The organism is Micromonospora arborensis (assembly GCF_003205615.1).
In the GTDB taxonomy this organism is placed as follows: Bacteria; Actinomycetota; Actinomycetes; order Mycobacteriales; family Micromonosporaceae; genus Micromonospora; species Micromonospora arborensis.
Map to the genome: position 1 here is coordinate 143602 of NZ_PYBV01000009.1, position 18685 is coordinate 162286.

Sequence of the window (18685 nt, forward strand, 5' to 3'; positions counted from 1 at the left end):
CGGCCGTCGGAGCGGGGTCAGTTGCTGGCCAGCGCGTCCGCCGCTTCCGGGTCGCAGTCACGCAGGAACTGGGCACAGCGGGCCGCCTCGTCGGCCTCGCCGATCTCGTCGGCGGCCCGGGACAGCACGTACAGGCAGCGGAGGAAGCCCCGGTTGGGCTCGTGCGACCACGGCACCGGGCCGTGCCCCTTCCAACCGCTGCGGCGCAACTGGTCGAGGCCACGGTGGTAGCCGGTGCGTGCGTAGGCGTACGCCGTCACCACCTGGCCCTGGGCGAACGCCCGGGCCGCCAACTCGGCCCAGCCCGCACTGTAGGTCGGGAAGCCAGCCGCCACGCTGGCGAACGCCTCGTCGGTGCCGGCCTCGTCGGCGGCAGCCAGGGCGGCGTCGGCCTCGTCGTTCACGGGCAGTCGGGTGGCCGGTGGCTCTGGCAAAAGGTTCTGCATCGCCCCATTCAACCCGCTGGACAGCGCGACACGCGAGCGGGTCGGCCAACGCGTTCGGCTGAACGGCTGAGGAGTTGGTCACGCCTGCGGCCTATGCCGCCGCCAGGTGTTTTCCACTACAACTAATGGTCCGGAGCCTCCCCAGGAACCGGTTATGCAGGAGCCCGGTGGCCACGGCCACCGGGCTCCTGTCGGTTGCACCCCAGGCCCGAGGTTTGACCGGCCCCGGCGGGCGGGCAGGATGGCCCGGTGCCGACCCCACCTCCAGCGGACGTCATCGAGCCGCAGCTGCACACCGACGAGATCCAGACGCGCGACGAGTTCGATCGGCAGTTGGCCACCGGCCGACTGACCGGGCTCACGGTGCAGGGCCTGCGCCTCGACCTGGCGCCGGTGCCCGACCTGACCGGCGTGGAGGTCGCCGGCACCCTCTTCGTGGGCTGCCGGTTCGCCTCCCGGGACGTCGGCGCCGACCTGGTCCGGCGGGGCGCGAACGTGGTGCCACCGTTCTCGGGGCTGCCGTACCCGACCCAGCCTGGGCACCTCTACACCCCGGAGGACCTGGCCGCCGGGTTCGCCGAGGGCGGGTTCACCGGGATGTACGACACCCGGGTGTACGACCACTACCGGGTGCACGGGGGTGCGCTGCCGGACGTCAAGGAGGCGCTGGGTCAGCGGCTGCACGACCACGGCGTGGACAACGCGCTGGCCGACGCCACCCGGGTCTGGCTGGCCCGACACGGACCGCAGTCGGTGGTGGGCATCATGGGTGGGCACGCGGTGCGGCGCGGCAGCCCGGCGTACCGGATGGCTGCCGTGCTGGGTTGGGAGCTGGCGCGGGCCGACCGGCTGGTGGTGACCGGCGGCGGCCCCGGGGTGATGGAGGCGGCGAACCTCGGCGCCTACCTGGCGGACCGTTCGGCGGCCGAGTTGACCGAGGCGATCGACCTGTTGGCCACCGCGCCCGACTTCACCGACCACCACAGCTACACGGCCACGGCCCTGGCGGTGCGACAGCGGTACGCGGGTGTGCCGCGGCAGCGCGGCGCCGACCTCGACTGGGCGCGGGCCGGCGGGCTGGCCATTCCGACCTGGTTGTACGGGCACGAACCGGCGAACCTGTTCGCCGGGCGGATCGCCAAGTACTTCTCGAACGCGATCCGGGAGGACACCATCCTGCGGCTCGCCCGGGGTGGCATCGTCTTCGCGCCGGGGCGGGCGGGCACCGTGCAGGAGGTGTTCCAGGCGGCCACCAAGACCTATTACGGCACGGACGGCGTCAGCGGCGCGTACGTCTTCCTGGACCGTGACTACTGGACCCGGGAGCTGCCGGTGCAGGCGCTGCTTCGTCCGCTGCTGGCGGCGTCCCCGTTCGGTGACCTGTCGTCGACGATCCACCTCACCGACGACGTACGCGAAGCCGTCCGGCTGTTGACGGCCTGAGCAACGACGACGGCCGGCTCCCCGTGCGGAGAGCCGGCCGTCGGTGGAACGTTGTTACTTGGTCATCGTGGTGCCGGTGGAGCGCAGGTGCTCGCACGCCTCGACGACCCGGGCGGCCAGGCCAGCCTCGGCCGCCTTGCCCCAGGCACGCGGGTCGTACTGCTTCTTGTTGCCGACCTCGCCGTCGATCTTCAGCACGCCGTCGTAGTTGCGGAGCATGTGGTCCGCGACGGGCCGGGTGAAGGCGTACTGGGTGTCGGTGTCGATGTTCATCTTCACCACGCCGTAGTCCAGAGCCTCGCGGATCTCGCTCAGCAGGGAGCCCGAGCCGCCGTGGAAGACCAGGCTGAGCGGCTTGTCCTTGCCGTACTTGGCGCCGACCGCGTCCTGGATCTGCTTGAGGATCTCCGGACGGAGCTTGACGTTGCCCGGCTTGTAGACGCCGTGCACGTTGCCGAAGGTCAGCGCCGCCATGTAGCGGCCCTTCTCGCCGAGGCCGAGCGCCTCGACCATGGCCAGGCCATCCTCGGTGGTGGTGTAGAGCTTGTCGTTGATGGCGTTCTCGACGCCGTCCTCCTCGCCACCGACGACGCCGACCTCGATCTCAAGGACGATCTTGGCCTTGGCGGCCTCGTCGAGGAGCTGCGCGGCGATCTGCAGGTTCTCCGCGACCGGCACGGCCGAACCGTCCCACATGTGCGACTGGTACAGCGGCTCCTCGCCGCGCTTCACCCGCTCCTGCGAGATGCCCATCAGCGGACGGACGAATCCGTCCAGCTTGTCCTTCGGGCAGTGGTCGGTGTGCAGGGCGATGTTGACCGAGTACTTCTTGGCCACCTCGTGCGCGTACGCGGCGAACGCCACCGCGCCGGTGACCATGTCCTTGATCGAGGGGCCGGAAAGGTACTCGGCGCCACCGGTGGAGACCTGGATGATGCCGTCGCTCTCCGCGTCGGCAAAGCCCTTGAGCGCCGCGTTCAGCGTCTGCGAGGAGGTCACGTTGATCGCGGGGTACGCGTACCGGCCAGCCTTGGCGCGGTCCAGCATCTCCGCGTAGGCCTCGGGGGAAGCGATGGGCATGTGATGCGCTCCTTACTTACCACTCTCGGCCGTGCTGGCCGCTGTTGTTCATCTGTGCGCCGGACCGCGCTGTCCTCCGCCCGGCAGTATCCCGCAGGTGCGGTACGCCGGAGAAACCGACCCGGGTGCCGGCTGCGATCCAGTCAACGGTCGTCCGGCACGATGACACTGATCAGCCAGGTGACCACAGTCATCACGATCGCTCCCCAGAACGCCGCCCAGAAACCGTCCACCTCGAACGGCAGGTCGAGGCCGCGGGCGATCCGGTCGGTGAGCAGGAACAGCAGAGCATTGACCACCAGTGCGAACAGACCCAGGGTCAGCAGGTAGAACACGCAGCCGACAATTTTGATCACCGGCTTGAGCACCGCGTTGATCACGCCGAAGATCAGTGCCACCACGATCAGGGTGAGGACGGTGTTGCCGCCCGAGCGGCCGTGCACGTCGACCCCGGGCACGATCAGCGTGGTTATCCACAACGCGACAGCGGTGATCGCCAGTCGAATGAGGAAGCCCACGGCACCATCCTGGCATCGGGTCGTGTCGCCGAGGGCTGATTCCGCCCACTCCGCTTCCCGGCGCGGTGCCGGCCCAGCCCGTACGGTGGGTGGGAACCGTGCCCCGAGACCCCCGGGAGGAACAATGGGTCAGCCCGACGAGGAGTTCACCCCCGGCGACAAACTCGCCCCGGACGAACGCGACCCCGAGGCCGACCCGGCCGACGCGGTCGAGCAGGCGGCGATGGCCGGCCCGGCCGACACCGACAGTGAGCCGCACCGTGGCCTGGAGGTCGACGACTGGGACGCGATGGAGCAGGCCCGGGTGGTCACCGTGGACGAGGACGACTACCGCTGATCCCGTCGCCGGGTCGACTGCCCGCCTCGCGCCTCACCGGACGGCGTTGACCTGCTCCGGGTGCTGCGCCACCCACTGCGCCAACCGATCCTCGCCCAGCGCGGCGAAGAACGCCGGGCCCTGCTTCGGGTCCAGTCGTACCCGCTGAACGTTGTCGGTCAGCGGCCCGACCGGGAGGCTGAGCCCCACCGGGTCGACGCTCTTGAGCTCGGGTAGCACCCGCAGCAGCTTGGTCAGTGGCAGGCCATCGTCGTCGACCGTCAGGCCCTCGCCTGCGGCCGACAACAGCGCGGTGAGCCGGACCGGGTTGCTCAGCACGTCCTGCGCGACCGCCCGCCGGATCAGCCCGGCGACATAGCGCTGGGCGTTACGGTCCCGGTCGAACGCACCGTCGGGCAGGTACCGCCGTTGCCGCAGCAGGTCGACCGAGGCGGCTCCGTCGAGCCGCTGACAGCCGGCTGGAAAGACCCGGCGGCTGTGCGAGGACCGGACCTCGTTCGGTAGGCAGACCTCCACCCCGTCGACGGCCTCGGTGATCCGGCGCAGCCCCGTGAAGGTCAGCACCGCGCCGGCGTCGACGCGTACCCCGGTCAGGTCGGCGACCACCCGGCGGGTCAGGTCGTAGCCGGGGTCCAGGTCGGGCTGGGGCTCGGTGGCACCGGTGAAGAACGCGCTGCTGAGCTTGTCGGTCCCCCGGCCGGGGACGGACACCTCCAGGTCGCGCGGCAACGAGATGAGGTACGGCCGGCTCCGGTCCGCCGGGATGTGCACCAGCAGGATGGAGTCCGCCAAGCGGTACGGCGGTTTCGCGCCGAAGCCGTCCACGCCAACCAGCAGGACGTTCAGCGCCCCGGACTGCGAGTCAGCCGGTTGCACAGACGGCAACGAGTCCTCCGCCGGCCGTTCGGGGCGCAGTTGCGGCACGCCGACTCCGAGCGCGGCGAGCAGGGCGAGCGTGACGCCAGCGGCCTGGAACCGCTGCCGGCGGCGACGGCGGGTGGCGGCGAGTCGGTCGATCGCAGCCCGCAGCGGGCCGGTCGACGGGGTCATCGGCTCGTGCCGGACGAACGCGGCGCGTAGGTCGTCCTCAATCATGTTCACGCCTCCACGTACTCGGCCCGGAGCGTGGCCAGGGCCCGGGAGATGGACGAACGTACGGTCCCGACGGCACAGCCGAGAATGTCGGCGATCTCGACATCGGGCAGGTCTTCGTAGTAGCGCAGCACCAGGGCGGCCCGCTGCCGACGCGGCAACCGGGACAGCCAGGACCAGATCTGGTCCCGGTCCACCGCCGACTGGGCATGGTCGGTGGGCACCGGCAGCGTCGGGTCGGGCTCGGCGCGCAGCAGCACCCGGCGCACCCACGAGCCGCGCCGCCAGTCGACGTACTGGTTGGTGAGCATCCGGCGTACGTAACGCTCGGGTGCGTCCGCCCGGGCGACCCGGCGCCAGTTGAGCTGGACTCGGACCATGGTCTCCTGAACCAGATCCTGAGCCTGGTGCGGATCGCCGGTGAGCATCACCGCGTACCGCAGTAGCGGGGCCAGCCGCGTATCCGCGAACTCCTCGTACGTCACTGCACCTCCAGGGGCTCCTGCCATAGATGACGGGAGCGGACCGACCGAACATTGCAGCGGCAGCGCGCCAGCGGGTGGTGAGGGTCGGTCCGGCGCGGCCGGAGCCCCGGGCTTCGGTACCCTTTGTGGCCGTGGACACAGCTGAGAAGACCCGCGCTCTCGTGGAGAGCGTCGCCCTGAACCCGCTCGATCCCAAGGATCTGTTGCAGACCTTCGGGCTGATCGGCGTGTGGGTGATCCTCTTCGCCGAGACCGGCCTGCTGGTGGGCTTCTTCTTCCCTGGTGACTCGCTGCTGTTCCTCGCCGGTGTGGCCTCGTCGCCGGTGGCGGACGCGATCTTCGGCGACGGCACTCGCCTCTCCCTGGCCGGCCTGCTGATCGGCGGGCCGATCTGCGCGATCGCCGGCGCCCAGTTGGGGCACTGGCTCGGCGCCCGGTACGGCCGGCCCATGTTCGAGCGACCGAACTCCCGACTCTTCAAGAAGGAGTACGTGGAGAAGGCCGAGTACTACTTCGATAAGTTCGGCCCGGCGAAGGCCGTGGTGCTGGCGCGCTTCATTCCGATCGTCCGGACGTTCCTCAACCCGGTCGCCGGCGCGCTCGGCATGCCGGCCCGGAAGTTCCTGCTCTGGAACATCGTCGGTGCGGTGCTCTGGGTGGACGGCATCCTGCTGATCGGTTACCTGCTGGCCGAGCAGATCTACAACGCCATCGGCGACAAGATCGACCACTACATCCTGCCGGTGGTGGCCCTGATCATCGTGATCTCGGTGTTGCCGATCTTCTTCGAGTTCCTCCGCGACCGGCGGGCCCGTAAGCGCGGCGAAGCGGTGGCGGTGGTCGCGGCGGCCAGTGCCGCTGGCGCGGCGGAAGCGGCCCGCGAGGCGTTCGACCACGACACGCACCAGCACGGTCGCCACCGCCCGGAGCACGGCCAGGACCGCTGAACTCAGATACGACGACGGCCGGCCCCCTGGTGAGGGGGTCGGCCGTCGGCATGTCGAACTCGACCTCCGGCGGTGCGGCCGGGGACGAGCAGGTGTCACCCACCGGTGGCGCCACCCCTGGCTCGCCACCGGACGTCGCCCCGGCGCGGGACGACGTGCAGTGCCTACGTCAGCGGGCCTTCTTGGTGGCCCGCTTACGCGGCGGGGTCAGCAGGTCGGCGATCGTCGCGATCGCACTCGGGACCAGGCTGTAGTACGCCCAGACACCGCGCTTCTCCCGCTGCAGCAAACCAGCCTCGGTGAGGATGCGCAGGTGATGACTGACCGTCGGCTGAGAGAGGCCGAGCGGCGCCGTCAGGTCACAGACGCACGCCTCGCCCTCGGGGGCCGACTGGATCAGGCTGAGCAGCCGCAGCCGAGCAGGATCCGCAAGGGCCTTGAGGACCCCGGCAAGACGCTCGGCATCGGCACGTTCGATCGGCTCGCCGTTAAGCGGCGAGATCTGAGGCATAGTCATTTCGGCCAACGCAGTTCCCACGTATTCCATCCTTCCACCAGCAGCATCGATCCGCCTGCATATCAGCAGATCCGAATCGGCAAACTTTTACGCCACAAGGCCGAGGTCAGCCAACGTATAGGCCGCCCGGTAAGGCAATCCGGCGGCTCGCACCGCGTCGCCGGCGCCTCGATCAACAATAACCGCCACGCCCACGACTTCCGCCCCGGCCTCACGAAGCGCCTCGACAGCGGTCAACACACTTCCGCCCGTCGTGGACGTATCCTCCACCGCCAACACCCGGCGGCCGGCCACCTCCGGTCCCTCGATCCGCCGCTGCAGACCGTGCGCCTTGCCCGCCTTGCGCACCACAAAGGCGTCCAGGGCCCGGCCGGTCGGAGCGGCGGCGTGCAGCATCGAGACCGCGACAGGGTCCGCGCCCAGGGTGAGGCCTCCGACAGCGTCGTACTCCCAGTCGGCGGTGAGGTCGAGCAACACCCGGCCGACCAAAGGAGCGGCCTGGTGATGGAGCGTGACGCGCCGCAGATCCACGTACCAATCTGCCTCCCGCCCCGAGGAGAGCACGACCCGTCCGTGGACCACGGCCAGGTCGGTAATGAATTTACGCAGGTCGTCGTGGTCCCCCATGGCGATAGAGGTTACTGCGCAAGTCTGAGCGCCGTGTGTGGGGTCCACCCTGATCAGCCCAGTGAGGAACCGATGATTGGCGATGTACGACTACGCTGAGCGACCGGCCGGATAGCGGCGCGCCAACGCCGCGCCGAGGGTCCCCGGCAACCGGCGGGCCTGTCGAGGCTCAGTGCTCGTCGCGACCGATCCGGCCGCGGGCATCCCGCGCGACCGCCTGGAGCAGCCGTCGCGGCGCATGCCGCATGCCGGCGACGACCACCTTGTACTTCCATGCCGGGACGCTGACCATCTTGCCTTTTCCCAGGTCACGCAGGGCTTCGTCGACCACATTCTCGGCCCGCAGCCACAACCACTCGGGCGTCTTGGACATGTTGATGCCGGCCCGCTGGTGGAACTCGGTGCGGGTGTAGCCGGGACAGAGGGCCATCACCCGGACACCGAAGGGCCGCGCCGACAGGCCAACCGACTCGCTGAAGTTGGTGACCCACGCCTTGCTGGCCGGGTACGTCGACCCGGGCATCGTCGCACCGAAACCGGCGACCGAAGAGACATTTATCACTGCCCCGTTCCGCCGTTCGGTCATCGGTCGCAGTGCCGCCAGGGTCAGCCGCATGACCGCGTGCACGTTGAGGCGCAGCAGGCGTGCCTCATCCTCTGCCGTGGAGCGTAGGAACGTCGTGTTCAGGCTGATCCCGGCGTTGTTGACCAGCAGGTGCACCGGGCTGCCATCGGTGAGTCGCTGCTCCACGACGGCGCAGCCGTCGTCGGTGGACAGATCCGCCGGGATCGTCTCCACGTCCCGGCCGTACGTGGCACCCAACTCGCCTGCCATCTCGGTCAGCCGAGCCGCGTCGCGGGCGACCAGCACGAGCTGCCAACCGTCGGCGGCCAGCCGCCGGCTGAACGCCGCGCCGATGCCGGCGGTGGCTCCGGTGATCAGGGCTCGGCGCTCGGCAGTCGTGGGGTCGAGCGGCACGGGGCGGGTCCTCACCTGGGCGGGTACGGAGGCGCGGACGGCGCCGACGGGGGCTGGGGCGGGGCGGGCGAGAAAGCGGGTGGTGCGGATGGCGCGGGCGGCGCGGTCGAGCGGCGGTGACCGAACCAGGCGTTTGCCGCCGGCAGGGCCAGCAGCGTAGCTACTACAAGGTAACCTAGCCCCTGCCCGACGGAAAGCCCGGCGTTGAGCGGGATCCACCAGGACGGGTACGCGTCGCCGATCAGGCCCAGCAACTCGGCGAGAGACCGATCGTCAGCGCCCAGTTGCAGTGGCGCGGCTCGTTCACCGACCAGCACCGCGACGCTGCAGCAACCGCCCAGCAGGCCGAGCCCGCTGACCACCCAGGTGGCCACCCGGACACCGTTGCGACCGGCCAGCAGCCCGAGGGCCAGGCCGGCGAGCACCGGCGCGGAGAGCGCAGCCACCACCGCCGACAGCACTGCGGACGCGCGGAGCAGGGTCACCACGTCGTCGATCTGCTCCGAGCTCGCCGAGGTGTCGCGGGCCGCGGAGCGGAACGCGTCGACCGTCCCGCCCAGCACCACCAGGTCGACAACGGTGTACGCGAGCGCGCCGACCGCCATCACCAACAGCACGGACGCGGCCGACAGGACGACGGCGGGCCGGCGGGCCGGTGCCGATTCTGGGTTCGACACGACGAATCCCTCCGGTAGGCGTGGGTTGCAACCTACTCGGAGGGATCGTCGGCGTCGTGCTTATCCAACGGTCAACTCGTCGACGGCGGGGTTGACCCGGGCCGGTCCGCGGGCGGCGTGTCGTCCGGTCGGTTCGCGGGCGGTGGCGGCGGGTAGCTCGGCTCCCCACTCGACGGGTAGCCCGGCTCAGCGGGGGCCTGCGGGTAGCCCGGCTGACCGGGGGCCTGCGGGTGTCCCGGGTAGCTGGCACCCGGGGTCGGGGGCTCCCAGGCCGCGGTCGCCTTGCGGAAGAACGGGTTGGCCTTCGGCAGCGCCAGCAGGATCAACGCCGTGACCAGCGCGATCAGGCTGATCACGCTCAGCAGGACGCTGACCGGGCTGACCCAGGAGGGCAGAGCCTCCTCCACCCGGCGCTGGATTTCCTCGCCGCTCGGCCCGTTGCCGGCGGACTCTCCACCAGCGGTCATGCCGCCGGCCGCCCCGCTGACCAGGCTGACACCCACGCAGCAGACCATGATGCCGCCCACGATCCAGGTGGTGATCCGGGCGCCATTGCGGCCCTGGTTGTTGAAGAGGGCCAGGACGGCGAGCACGACCGCGAACAGCAGCAGCAGCACGCTGCTGGCGAGGCCCACGGCGAAGAAGACATCCGCCACCTGGTCGGCATTGTCAACGGTGCTGGCCGCGTACGCGTCGCGGACCGCGTCACGCGTCTTACCGATGGTGCTGAGCGTGATGATCAGGCTGATCACCTGGCAGGCCAGGAACACGAAGAGCAGGTAGCTGGATATCGACACGATGGATGGCCGCTGGCGGGCTGGCGTGTTCTGGGAATCGACCACGATTCTCCTTCCCTAAGAGCGCGCCCACACCGTATCGACAACCGGCCACTTCGGCATGCCGTGGCGAGCCCGGCACGCCCACCCGGTCCGGGCTCAGCGCTCCCCAGGCGTGCGGCGGATCGCCAGGTCAGCACGGTCGAGCAGGTCCCCACGGGCCACCCTCCAGCCCTCCTCGCCGTACGCCTCGAAGGAGAGCCGCGCGGAGCCACCGGACTGGTAGTCGTGGTAGCGCATGGTGCCGGCCGACGGCAGCCCGGTCTCCCCCGTGGCGGTGTAGCGCGCCTGCCCGGTCTCGGCCCAGGTGTAGCGCAGCCCGCCGAGCTCGATGGTCGGCGCGCCAGGGGTGACGGTCGCGCCAGGTTCGGCCGTCCAGAGCACCAGCTCCAGTTCGGGGCCGTCCTCCACGGAGAGCCGGTGGTGGGTGCCGGAGCCGTCGTCGAGCAGGTGCTGCACCCAGCTCCAGTCCCCCTCGACCAGGCGGATCGTGCCGCTCACCGCGTACTCCCGCTCGCGAATGCGGACGCGGTCGCCCGGGGTCAGACGGAGGGGGCCGCCGCGCGGCGTCTCCGCCGGCTGGCCGGCGGCCCGGCTCGTCGCCCGCCGCCGGGCCCGCCCGACGACCACGGCCACCGCGAGTACGACAACAGCCGCCACCAGGCACGTCACCAGCGCGTCCACCCGACCACCTCCCCAGGTACGTCGGCGCAGACGGTAACAACCCTCGGCACCAGGAAGGCCCGCGCTGTGGCCGACAGCTCAGCTAGCGAAGGTGGTCGGGTGCGTCCTCCGGAGGCGCCGTCGTCGGCCCGGTCGGCCCTGGCGAGGTGCCCGGCGCGCCCGGTGTCAGGTGCGCGGCCGGGTCGGGGCAGATCAGGTAGCCGGGCGGGAGCGGCTGGCTCGGCGGCAGGAAGCCCGGCACGAGCGGAGCTGTCGGGTATCCGTAACCGGTCGGGGCGTAGGTGAGCACGGGCATCGCCCAGGCTGGGCCGGGCAGCACCTCGTTCGCGGTGCGCGGCACGAACCAGCGGTTCGCCGGCGGCAGCGCCAGCAGCAGAACCACGGCCACGGAGAAGGTCAGAACGGTGAGCACGCCCAGGCCGGCCGCGGGGACGAACAGGGCGTCCCAGGAATCGTTGCCGGCGTAGAGCGTGTCGAAGAACGTCGACGTTTCCCACTCTTCGTCCCAATCCGCTGGTGGCTCCGCCGAGGTCTCCGGAGTGGTCAGCAGGGGTACGAGAAACCCTCCGGAGCAGCACTGGGCGACGCAGACCAGCAGTTGCGAGCCACTGGCGACGAAGACCACGATCCGCGCGACGTTGCCGCCCCGCCGGACCGGGACGGCGGTGACCGCCAGCCATAGCGCGAGCAGCACCGCCGGTACGCCGAGGATCAGCGCCATCGCCACGTTGCCCTGCCGCTCGCCTCTCACCTCGTCCGGGTCGGCGTCCGGCACCAGCCGCACCGCGCGGTCGATCTGGCCATCGAAGTGCACCGCATCGGCGACGGTCAGCGCGGCCAGGCCGAGCAGCACCAGCACCACGGCCAGTTGCAGCCAGAAGGCGATGGTCACGGTGGCCGGGCGGGACGGACGCGGCGCGGTGGTGGGCGGGCTCATGGCTCGCAACGTACGGCGCGGTGTCGACGACCGGCAGAACCGATCGGGCAACACCGACCGGCGAATGGATCATGCTGCGGTCAGCCGCCGACTGGCGTACGTGCCCAGGGTTTCCCGGTCCATCACGCAGCCGACGAAGGTGGTGAACTCACTCGGGTCGTCCCGCAGCGACGTCCAGGCCGCGCGGGCCGCCGCCGGGTCGACCCGCTCCAGCAGCGTGGCCGCGTACGCCCGGCCGGCGGGTGTGCCGTCGGCCAGCACCCGGTCGAGCTGGCGGCGCGTCTCCTCGGGGTGGTCGTCGAGGGCGGCCGAGACCCGCTCGTACGCCTCGGTCACCGGCAACAGCGCGCCGGCGATCCCCACCCCACCAAAGGCGAGCGTGTCCGCCGCCGCCAACTCGTCGACGGCCGCGCCCAATTCGCGCTCCCAAGCCTTGCGCATCCCAAACATGTCTCCACCCTTTCCCCGTCCGCCCCCACTCCACCCTGTTAATCAAGAGGTTTGCGCCATGAGCGGACACTTCCCCGACACAGCCGCCTTGTTCAGGCGCCAGGTGGTGGAGGTCAGTAGCCGCGCCACTCTGCGCGGGCGTAGTCGAGGACCCTCGGTTGGAGGAGAGTGCTGGGGGGTACGTCCAGGCGGGCGCGGTCGGCGGGAAAGGCCGTTGCTGCCCGCAGCACGCCCGGGTCGAGGAAACGCAGCCGGGGCGCGTCGGCCGGCAGTTCCAGCACCGGCGGGACGGTTCCCGCCGTGGCGAGCAGGAAACCCCAGTCGCCGAAGGACGGCACGTCGACGTGGTACGGCACGGTGGCGAAGCCGGCTTCCCGCACCGAGGCGTCGATCGACCAATATGAGCGGGGCGCGAAGTACGGCGAGCCGGACTGCACCACCAGCCGTCCCTGCTCGGCGAGCACCGACCTGATCAGCGCATAGAACTCGACGGTGTAGAGCTTGGCGGTGGCCGTCTCGTCCGGGTCGGGCAGGTCGGCGACCACCACGTCGAAGCGCTCGGCGGCGGTACGCAGCCAGCCGAACGCGTCAGTGTTCAGCACCCGTACGCGGGGGTCGTCGAGCGATCCGCCGTTGAGCGCCCGCAGCTGCGGCACGTGCCTGGCCAGCGCCACCACCGCCGGGTCGAGGTCGACCACGGTCACCCGGCGGACGTCCGGGTACTTCAGGATCTCCCGGACCGCGAGGCCGTCGCCGGCGCCGAGAACCAGTACGTCGCCGCGTGGGCCGCGCATCGCCGGGTGCACCAGCGCCTCGTGGTAGCGGTACTCGTCGACCGAGCTGAACTGGAGATCACCGTTGAGGAACAACCGCAGGTCGGTGTCGGCGTGGCCGACCTCCCGCACCGACCGGGTCAGCACGATCTCCTGGTAACGGGAGCGTTCGGCGTGCACCACGGGGTCCCGGTAGAGCTGCTGCCGGGCGGTCACCTCGAAGTCGGCGGCGGTCACCCAGGCGTACCCCAGGCAGAGCGCGACCACGACCGAGCCGGCGCCGAGGACGAGCCGGGCCCGGCGGCTCAGCTCCCTGCGGAACACCGTGCAGACCAGGGCGAGACCGGCCACCGCGTTCACCGCGCCGACCACCAGGGCACCCTTGAGCTGGCCGAAAACGGGGATCAACAGGAACGGAAAGGCGAGCCCGCCGAGCAGCGCGCCGACGTAGTCGGCGGCGAACAGGTCCGCCACCGCACTGCCGGCGGCCTGCTCGCGGATGCGCTGCAGCATCACCATCAGCAGCGGAATCTCCGCGCCGATCAGCAGCCCCAGCACGAAGGCGGTGCCGACCAGCGCCGGGCCGTACAGGTCGAGCCAGGCGAAGGCGGCGTAGAGGCCGAGTACCGACAGACCACCGAGCAGGGCCAGGGTCAGTTCGATCACCGCGAACGCGGCGGCGGCCCGGGGCTGCAACGGCTTCGCGACCAGCGCGCCGACCCCCATCGCGAAGACCATCACGCCGAGCACGATCGACGCCTGCCCGACGGTGTCGCCGATCAGGTAGCTGCCGAGCGCGACCAGGGCCAGCTCGTAGACCAGCCCGCAGGCGGCGCAGACGAAGACCGCGAGCAGCACCGCCGCGCGGGCCAGCCGCCAGTGCGGCCGGGCCTCGGTGCCGCCGTCGAGCACCGGCTGCGCCTCGGTGCTCATGACTGCCCCGGGTACGGCAGGCCGGCAACACCCGGTCGCGGTCCCCCGGTCATCAGAGGATCGCGGCGGCGATGATCGCGCCGGTGGCCAGGTGCACCACGGCCGACACCCATACGGCGGGGTGCGGCTCCGGGTCGACCAGCAGCTCGCCGAGCCGGCCCGGGGTCACCGCGTCGAGCAGCAGGAACGCGGCGGCCATGATGACCAGGCCGACGATCCCGTACGCCGCCGCGCCTACCAGCCCCAGGGCGAGGTCGTCGTCGCTGGCGACGATCGCCGCGACCACGATGGTGCCGACACCGAGCAGGTTGGACGCGAGCAACAGCGCCGCGTTGCGGTTGCGCTCGGTCCAGATCAGTTCGTGGAGCTTGCCAGGAGTGGTCAGGTCGACCAACCCGTAGCCGACGCCCATGAGGACGACGCCGACCACGCCGAAGGCGAGGGTGGCCAGCAGATCGGTGACGAGGTTCTGCACGGGGGGCTCCAGGTGAAGGGGTCGGGCGTCGGACTACTTGCCGGTGCCGGGGCCGCCGCCCCGAACGCTGCTGCCGCGACCCCAGCCCCAGTACGACCCGACGATCGAGTGGTAGCGGGGGTGAGCGGTGTTCATCTTTTCGAGCAGGATCACCGAGCCGGCGGCGAGCGGCTGGATCACCACCGAGTCGTCGTCGTAGCGCAGGTAGACGCCGCTGCCGTCGGCGTACCGGTCGGACGGCTTCCACGCGTCGGTCAGTTCCTTGGCGACCCTGGTCGGTGACTTGGACGAGGTGTACGCGGTCGCTTCCCGGCCGATGTCCCGGCTGGCCGCTCGCGAGTACTTGTCCTGCACGTAGCCGCGCGGGGAGAAGGTGCCGTTGACGAGCGCGAAGGCCGCGACCAGCACGCCGACCACGGCCGCCGCCGCGCCCACCACGAACCAGCGTCGGTATGTCATCGCAGTGCCACCACCGTCTCGGTCAGGACCAGCTCATTGGTCTGGGGGTACGCGTGCCAGGTACGCCAGCCGACCGACCCGTGCGGTAGGTCGGTGCGCGCGGCCAGCGCGGTGACCGCGTCCGGGTCACCGGGGAACACTCCGACCAGGGCGTACGGGTCGTCGGCCAGGTCGGCGCGGAGCCCGGCGATCCGGGTGTGCAGCTCACCGTCGGCGGGGCGCAGCACGCTGGCGGTGAAGCGGTAGCCGCCCGCCTCGTCGTGCAGGGCGCCGGGCAGGTGCGGCGGCCGACCAGGCAGGCAGGCAACCGTCTCGGTGAGTCCGGCCGCACCGCCGGGTTCGGCCAGCACGACCTGGTGGGACGCGCCGAGCAGGCGCAGCCGTAGCCGGACGTCCCCGGGCAGCGTGAGGTCGCGGACGTGCAGGGCGGGCCGCTCCGGGCCGCCGAGTGCCAGGCTCAGGTCGGCGGCGCAGGTGTCGACGTACGGGGTGTGCAGGCTCACCAACACGTCAGCTGGCCTCCGGCCCGGCCTGCGGGTACACCATCACGTCGGCGCGGTGCAGCTGCTCGCCCCGGGCGACCTCCCAGCCGGCCTGGCCGTACGCCTCGAAGGAGAGCCGTTCGCCGCCCTGGGCACGGTAGTCGTGGTATCGAAGGGTGCCACTGGGGTCGAGGCCGGTGCTGCCGGTGGCCGTGAAGCGGGCCTGACCGGACTCCTCTGCCGCGTAGCGACGGCCGGCAAAGTCGAGAGTGGGCGCACCCGGGGTGATCGTGGCGGCCGGCTCGGCGGTCCAGAGCACCAACTCCAGGTCCGGGTCCTCCTCCACGGAGAGCCAGCGCTTGTCGCCCTCGACGGTGTCCAGCAGGTGCTCGGCCCAGCTCCAGCCGCCCTCATTCAGATGCACCGAGCCCCGGACCGCGTACGACACCCGGCGGATCTCGACGATGTCGCCGGGCTTGAGCGTGCGCGGGTCACCGTGGAGCGCGTCGCTGTCGGTGTCCCGGAACGGGTCTGCGGGTGCCGCCGGCCGGGCGGCCCTACGGCCCTTGCGTACCGCCACCACCGCCACCACGACCCCGGCGACTCCGATCAGACACCCCAGCGCCGTCACCAGATACGCCACGGGACCGTTCATGCCGACCACCTCCCCAAGTGCGTCGGCGGGAACGGTAACAACCCCGCGCACCTGGAGAAACCTCATCATTGGCTGGTGATGCGGCAGCTACGGAGCGTTCCGGTGGGGGGCCATCGGGGGCGGAGGACGGGTCGGGCCGACCCCGCCGGAAAGGCGGGGTCGGCCCGGGTGCGACGGATCAGGCGGCGGTGACGGACAACCCTTCCTTCGCGTCGGCCAGGTCGACCTTGACGGTGTCGCCGTCTCGGATCGTCCCGGCGAGCAGTGCCCTGGCCAGTTGGTCTCCGATTGCGGTCTGGACCAGGCGACGGAGCGGTCGGGCACCGTAGATCGGGTCGTAGCCGTGCTCGGCCAGCCACTGCCGGGCGGACTCGGTGATGTCCAGTGCCAATCGGCGGTCCGCAAGACGGTTTCGCATCCGGTCGAGCTGAATGTCGACGATGGACCGCAGGTCGTCGCCCCGCAGCGAGGCGAAGACCACGATGTCGTCCAGCCGGTTGAGGAACTCCGGCTTGAAGTGCGACCGGACCACGGCGAGGACACCCTCCCGGCGCTGCTCGTCGGCCAGGGTCAGGTCACCGATCACCGACGACCCGAGGTTGGACGTGAGGATCAGGATCGCGTTCCGGAAGTCCACCGTGCGGCCCTGGCCGTCGGTGAGCCGACCGTCGTCGAGCACCTGGAGCAGCACGTCGAAGACGTCCGGGTGCGCCTTTTCGACCTCGTCCAACAGGATCACCGAGTACGGCCGGCGGCGCACCGCCTCGGTGAGCTGGCCACCCTCGTTGTAGCCGACGTAACCGGGCGGGGCACCCACCAGACGAGCGACCGAGTGCTTCTCGCCGTACTCACTCATGTCGATGCGGACCATCGCCCGCTCGTCGTCGAAGAGGAACTCGGCGAGGGCCTTGGCCAGCTCGGTCTTGCCGACACCGGTGGGGCCGAGGAAGAGGAAGCTGCCGGTCGGGCGGTCCGGGTCGGCGATGCCGGCCCGGGCACGGCGTACCGCGTCGGAGACCGCGCCGACCGCCTCGGCCTGGCCGACCACCCGACCACCCAGCGACTCTTCCATCCGCAGCAGCTTGGCCGTCTCGCCCTCCAGGAGGCGGCCGGCCGGGATGCCGGTCCAGGAGGCGACCACCGCGGCGATGTCGTCGGCGCCGACCTCTTCCTTGAGCATCGCGCCATCGGCCTGGAGCTGGGCCAGCTCCTCCTCGGCCTGCTTCAGCTCGACCCGGAGTGCGGGGATCCGGCCGTATCGCAGCTCGGCGGCACGCTCCAACTCTCCGTCGCGCTCGGCCCGTTCGGCCTCGCCGCCGAGGCGCTCCAACTCCTCCTTGGCGGTGGAGAGCTTGGTGATGTGGCTCTTCTCGGTCTGCCAGCGCTCGGAGAGCACGGTGAGCTGCTCGTGCTTGTCGGCCAACTCCTTACGAAGCCGCTCCAACCGCTCGGCGGAGGCGGCGTCCGGCTCCTTGGCCAGCGCCATCTCCTCGATCTCCAGCCGGCGGACCGCCCGCTCGATCTCGTCCACCTCGACCGGCCGGGAGTCGATCTCCATCCGGAGTCGGGACGCGGACTCGTCGACCAGGTCGATCGCCTTGTCCGGCAGGAACCGGTCGGTGATGTAGCGGTCCGACAGTGTCGCGGCGGCGACCAGCGCGGCGTCGGTGATCCGTACGCCGTGGTGCACCTCGTAGCGCTCCTTGAGCCCACGCAGGATGCCGATGGTGTCCTCGATCGTCGGCTCGCCGACCAGCACCGGCTGGAAACGACGCTCCAGCGCCGGGTCCTTCTCGATGTGCTCGCGGTACTCGTCCAGCGTGGTGGCGCCCACCATCCGCAGCTCACCACGGGCCAGCATCGGCTTGAGCATGTTGCCGGCGTCCATCGAGCCCTCGCCCTTGCCGGCTCCGACGACGGTGTGCAGCTCGTCGAGGAACGTGATGACCTGCCCGTTGGAGTTCTTGATCTCCTCCAGGACGGACTTCAGCCGCTCCTCGAACTGACCGCGGTACTGCGCGCCGGCGACCATCGCGCCGAGATCCAGCGAGATCAGCTTCTTGTCGCGCAGCGACTCGGGCACGTCGCCGGTGACGATCCGCTGGGCCAGACCCTCGACGATCGCGGTCTTTCCGACGCCGGGCTCACCGATCAGCACCGGGTTGTTCTTGGTACGCCGGGAGAGCACCTGGATGACGCGGCGGATCTCCGAGTCGCGACCGATGACCGGGTCGATCTTGCCGTCCCGCGCGCTGGCGGTGAGGTCGACGCCGTACTTGGCCAGGGCCTGATAGGTCTGCTCCGGGTCGGCGGTGGTGACCCGGCGGTCCCCACCGCGGACGGTCGGGAAGGCGGCGACCAGGGCTTCCTCGGTGGCACCGGCGGTCTTCAGCGCCCCGGACACCGCGCCGCCCACCCGGGCGAGGCCGGCGAGCAGGTGCTCGGTGGAGGTGTACTCGTCGCCCAACGGCCGGGCGATCTGCTCGGCGGCGCCGATGGCGTTGACGAACTCCCGAGCCAGGGTCGGCTCGGCGATGCTGGAACCGCGGGCGGCGGGAAGGCCGTCGACCGCGCGCTGGGCGGCCCGGCGCAGCTCGGTCGGGTCGGCCCCGACGGCGCGCAGCAGACCGGTGGCGGTCGAGCCGTCGGTGTCCAGCAGTGCCAGCAGCAGGTGCCAGGGCTCCACGGTGGCGTGACCATGCTGGTTGGCCAGCGCGACAGCACCCGTGATGGTTTCGCGGCTCTTGGTGGTGAGTTTTTCGGTGTTCATGGGCTCCCCCGGATCGGCGTTGTCCATTGGGTTGGACACAACCAGAGTTGAGCGTATTCCGCTCAACCTTAGCGCGTGACGCC

General features: G+C 70.8%; 22 protein-coding genes. 3 read left to right on the top strand and 19 right to left on the bottom strand.

Translation table 11 applies throughout. The annotated features are described in order from the left end of the window. Positions 1-17 precede the first annotated feature (17 nt). Complete coding sequence (locus tag C7C45_RS07040) at positions 18-446, bottom strand: DUF3151 domain-containing protein (RefSeq protein ID WP_110562827.1); 429 nt, start codon at positions 444-446, stop codon at positions 18-20. Positions 447-695: 249 nt separating this feature from the next. Between C7C45_RS07040 and C7C45_RS07045 the strand changes: the two genes are divergently transcribed. Beyond that, the gene (locus tag C7C45_RS07045) at positions 696-1889 is read left to right on the top strand and encodes an LOG family protein (RefSeq protein WP_110562828.1); all 1194 of its coding nucleotides are present in this window, start codon (positions 696-698) and stop codon (positions 1887-1889) included. A gap of 54 nt (positions 1890-1943) precedes the next feature. Here C7C45_RS07045 and fbaA read toward each other — a convergent pair whose 3' ends face one another. Further along, the gene (fbaA, locus tag C7C45_RS07050; RefSeq protein WP_110562829.1) at positions 1944-2969 is read right to left on the bottom strand and encodes a class II fructose-bisphosphate aldolase; all 1026 of its coding nucleotides are present in this window, start codon (positions 2967-2969) and stop codon (positions 1944-1946) included. Between the two features lie 143 nt (positions 2970-3112). Then, a complete protein-coding gene (locus C7C45_RS07055; RefSeq protein WP_110562830.1) occupies positions 3113-3487 on the bottom strand; it encodes a phage holin family protein in 375 nt (124 codons plus the stop codon). Between the two features lie 124 nt (positions 3488-3611). Between C7C45_RS07055 and C7C45_RS07060 the strand changes: the two genes are divergently transcribed. Beyond that, positions 3612-3824: a hypothetical protein gene (locus tag C7C45_RS07060; protein WP_110562831.1), complete on the top strand. Its 213-nt coding sequence runs from the start codon at positions 3612-3614 to the stop codon at positions 3822-3824. Positions 3825-3857: 33 nt separating this feature from the next. On the opposite strand, the gene C7C45_RS07065 is transcribed toward C7C45_RS07060, so the two are convergent. Together C7C45_RS07065 and C7C45_RS07070 are read right to left on the bottom strand one after the other, a co-directional pair. Then, positions 3858-4919, bottom strand: a complete 1062-nt coding sequence (locus C7C45_RS07065; protein WP_110562832.1) for an LCP family protein — start codon at positions 4917-4919, stop codon at positions 3858-3860. Between the two features lie 2 nt (positions 4920-4921). After that, the gene (locus C7C45_RS07070; RefSeq protein ID WP_110562833.1) at positions 4922-5401 is read right to left on the bottom strand and encodes a SigE family RNA polymerase sigma factor; all 480 of its coding nucleotides are present in this window, start codon (positions 5399-5401) and stop codon (positions 4922-4924) included. A 125-nt stretch (positions 5402-5526) separates the two neighbouring features. Between C7C45_RS07070 and C7C45_RS07075 the strand changes: the two genes are divergently transcribed. Next, positions 5527-6348 carry a DedA family protein gene (locus C7C45_RS07075; RefSeq protein WP_110562834.1) on the top strand — a complete coding sequence of 274 codons (822 nt, stop codon included), beginning with the start codon at positions 5527-5529 and terminating at the stop codon, positions 6346-6348. A gap of 169 nt (positions 6349-6517) precedes the next feature. Here C7C45_RS07075 and C7C45_RS07080 read toward each other — a convergent pair whose 3' ends face one another. The 14 genes from C7C45_RS07080 to clpB form a co-directional block, all read right to left on the bottom strand. Further along, positions 6518-6895, bottom strand: coding sequence for an ArsR/SmtB family transcription factor (locus C7C45_RS07080; RefSeq protein ID WP_030332125.1), 378 nt, complete (start codon positions 6893-6895; stop codon positions 6518-6520). Between the two features lie 57 nt (positions 6896-6952). Continuing rightward, complete coding sequence (gene pyrE, locus C7C45_RS07085; protein ID WP_110562835.1) at positions 6953-7492, bottom strand: orotate phosphoribosyltransferase; 540 nt, start codon at positions 7490-7492, stop codon at positions 6953-6955. Positions 7493-7661: 169 nt separating this feature from the next. Next, on the bottom strand, positions 7662-8471 hold the full coding sequence (locus tag C7C45_RS07090) for an SDR family NAD(P)-dependent oxidoreductase (RefSeq protein WP_110562836.1): 810 nt from the start codon (positions 8469-8471) through the stop codon (positions 7662-7664). 11 nt (positions 8472-8482) lie between these two features. Then, positions 8483-9148, bottom strand: coding sequence for a hypothetical protein (locus C7C45_RS07095; protein WP_110562837.1), 666 nt, complete (start codon positions 9146-9148; stop codon positions 8483-8485). A 71-nt stretch (positions 9149-9219) separates the two neighbouring features. Next, a complete protein-coding gene (locus C7C45_RS07100; protein WP_110562838.1) occupies positions 9220-9990 on the bottom strand; it encodes a hypothetical protein in 771 nt (256 codons plus the stop codon). Between the two features lie 93 nt (positions 9991-10083). Next, positions 10084-10668 (bottom strand): DUF4178 domain-containing protein, encoded by a 585-nt coding sequence (locus C7C45_RS07105; RefSeq protein ID WP_110562839.1) that lies wholly within the window; start codon positions 10666-10668, stop codon positions 10084-10086. Between the two features lie 82 nt (positions 10669-10750). Further along, complete coding sequence (locus tag C7C45_RS07110; RefSeq protein ID WP_110562840.1) at positions 10751-11605, bottom strand: hypothetical protein; 855 nt, start codon at positions 11603-11605, stop codon at positions 10751-10753. A 69-nt stretch (positions 11606-11674) separates the two neighbouring features. Continuing rightward, positions 11675-12055, bottom strand: a complete 381-nt coding sequence (locus tag C7C45_RS07115; protein ID WP_110562841.1) for a hypothetical protein — start codon at positions 12053-12055, stop codon at positions 11675-11677. Between the two features lie 113 nt (positions 12056-12168). Then, complete coding sequence (locus C7C45_RS07120) at positions 12169-13761, bottom strand: polyamine aminopropyltransferase (protein ID WP_110562842.1); 1593 nt, start codon at positions 13759-13761, stop codon at positions 12169-12171. Positions 13762-13813: 52 nt separating this feature from the next. Continuing rightward, positions 13814-14236 (bottom strand): DUF350 domain-containing protein, encoded by a 423-nt coding sequence (locus C7C45_RS07125; RefSeq protein WP_110562843.1) that lies wholly within the window; start codon positions 14234-14236, stop codon positions 13814-13816. A gap of 33 nt (positions 14237-14269) precedes the next feature. Beyond that, positions 14270-14695: a DUF4247 domain-containing protein gene (locus tag C7C45_RS07130; RefSeq protein ID WP_110562844.1), complete on the bottom strand. Its 426-nt coding sequence runs from the start codon at positions 14693-14695 to the stop codon at positions 14270-14272. Continuing rightward, the gene (locus C7C45_RS07135; RefSeq protein WP_110562845.1) at positions 14692-15204 is read right to left on the bottom strand and encodes a DUF2617 family protein; all 513 of its coding nucleotides are present in this window, start codon (positions 15202-15204) and stop codon (positions 14692-14694) included. Before C7C45_RS07135 ends, C7C45_RS07130 begins: the two co-directional genes overlap by 4 nt. Position 15205: 1 nt before the next feature. Continuing rightward, the gene (locus C7C45_RS07140) at positions 15206-15832 is read right to left on the bottom strand and encodes a DUF4178 domain-containing protein (RefSeq protein ID WP_110562933.1); all 627 of its coding nucleotides are present in this window, start codon (positions 15830-15832) and stop codon (positions 15206-15208) included. A 178-nt stretch (positions 15833-16010) separates the two neighbouring features. Then, the gene (gene clpB, locus C7C45_RS07145; RefSeq protein ID WP_110562846.1) at positions 16011-18602 is read right to left on the bottom strand and encodes an ATP-dependent chaperone ClpB; all 2592 of its coding nucleotides are present in this window, start codon (positions 18600-18602) and stop codon (positions 16011-16013) included. Between the last annotated feature and the right edge of the window lie 83 nt (positions 18603-18685).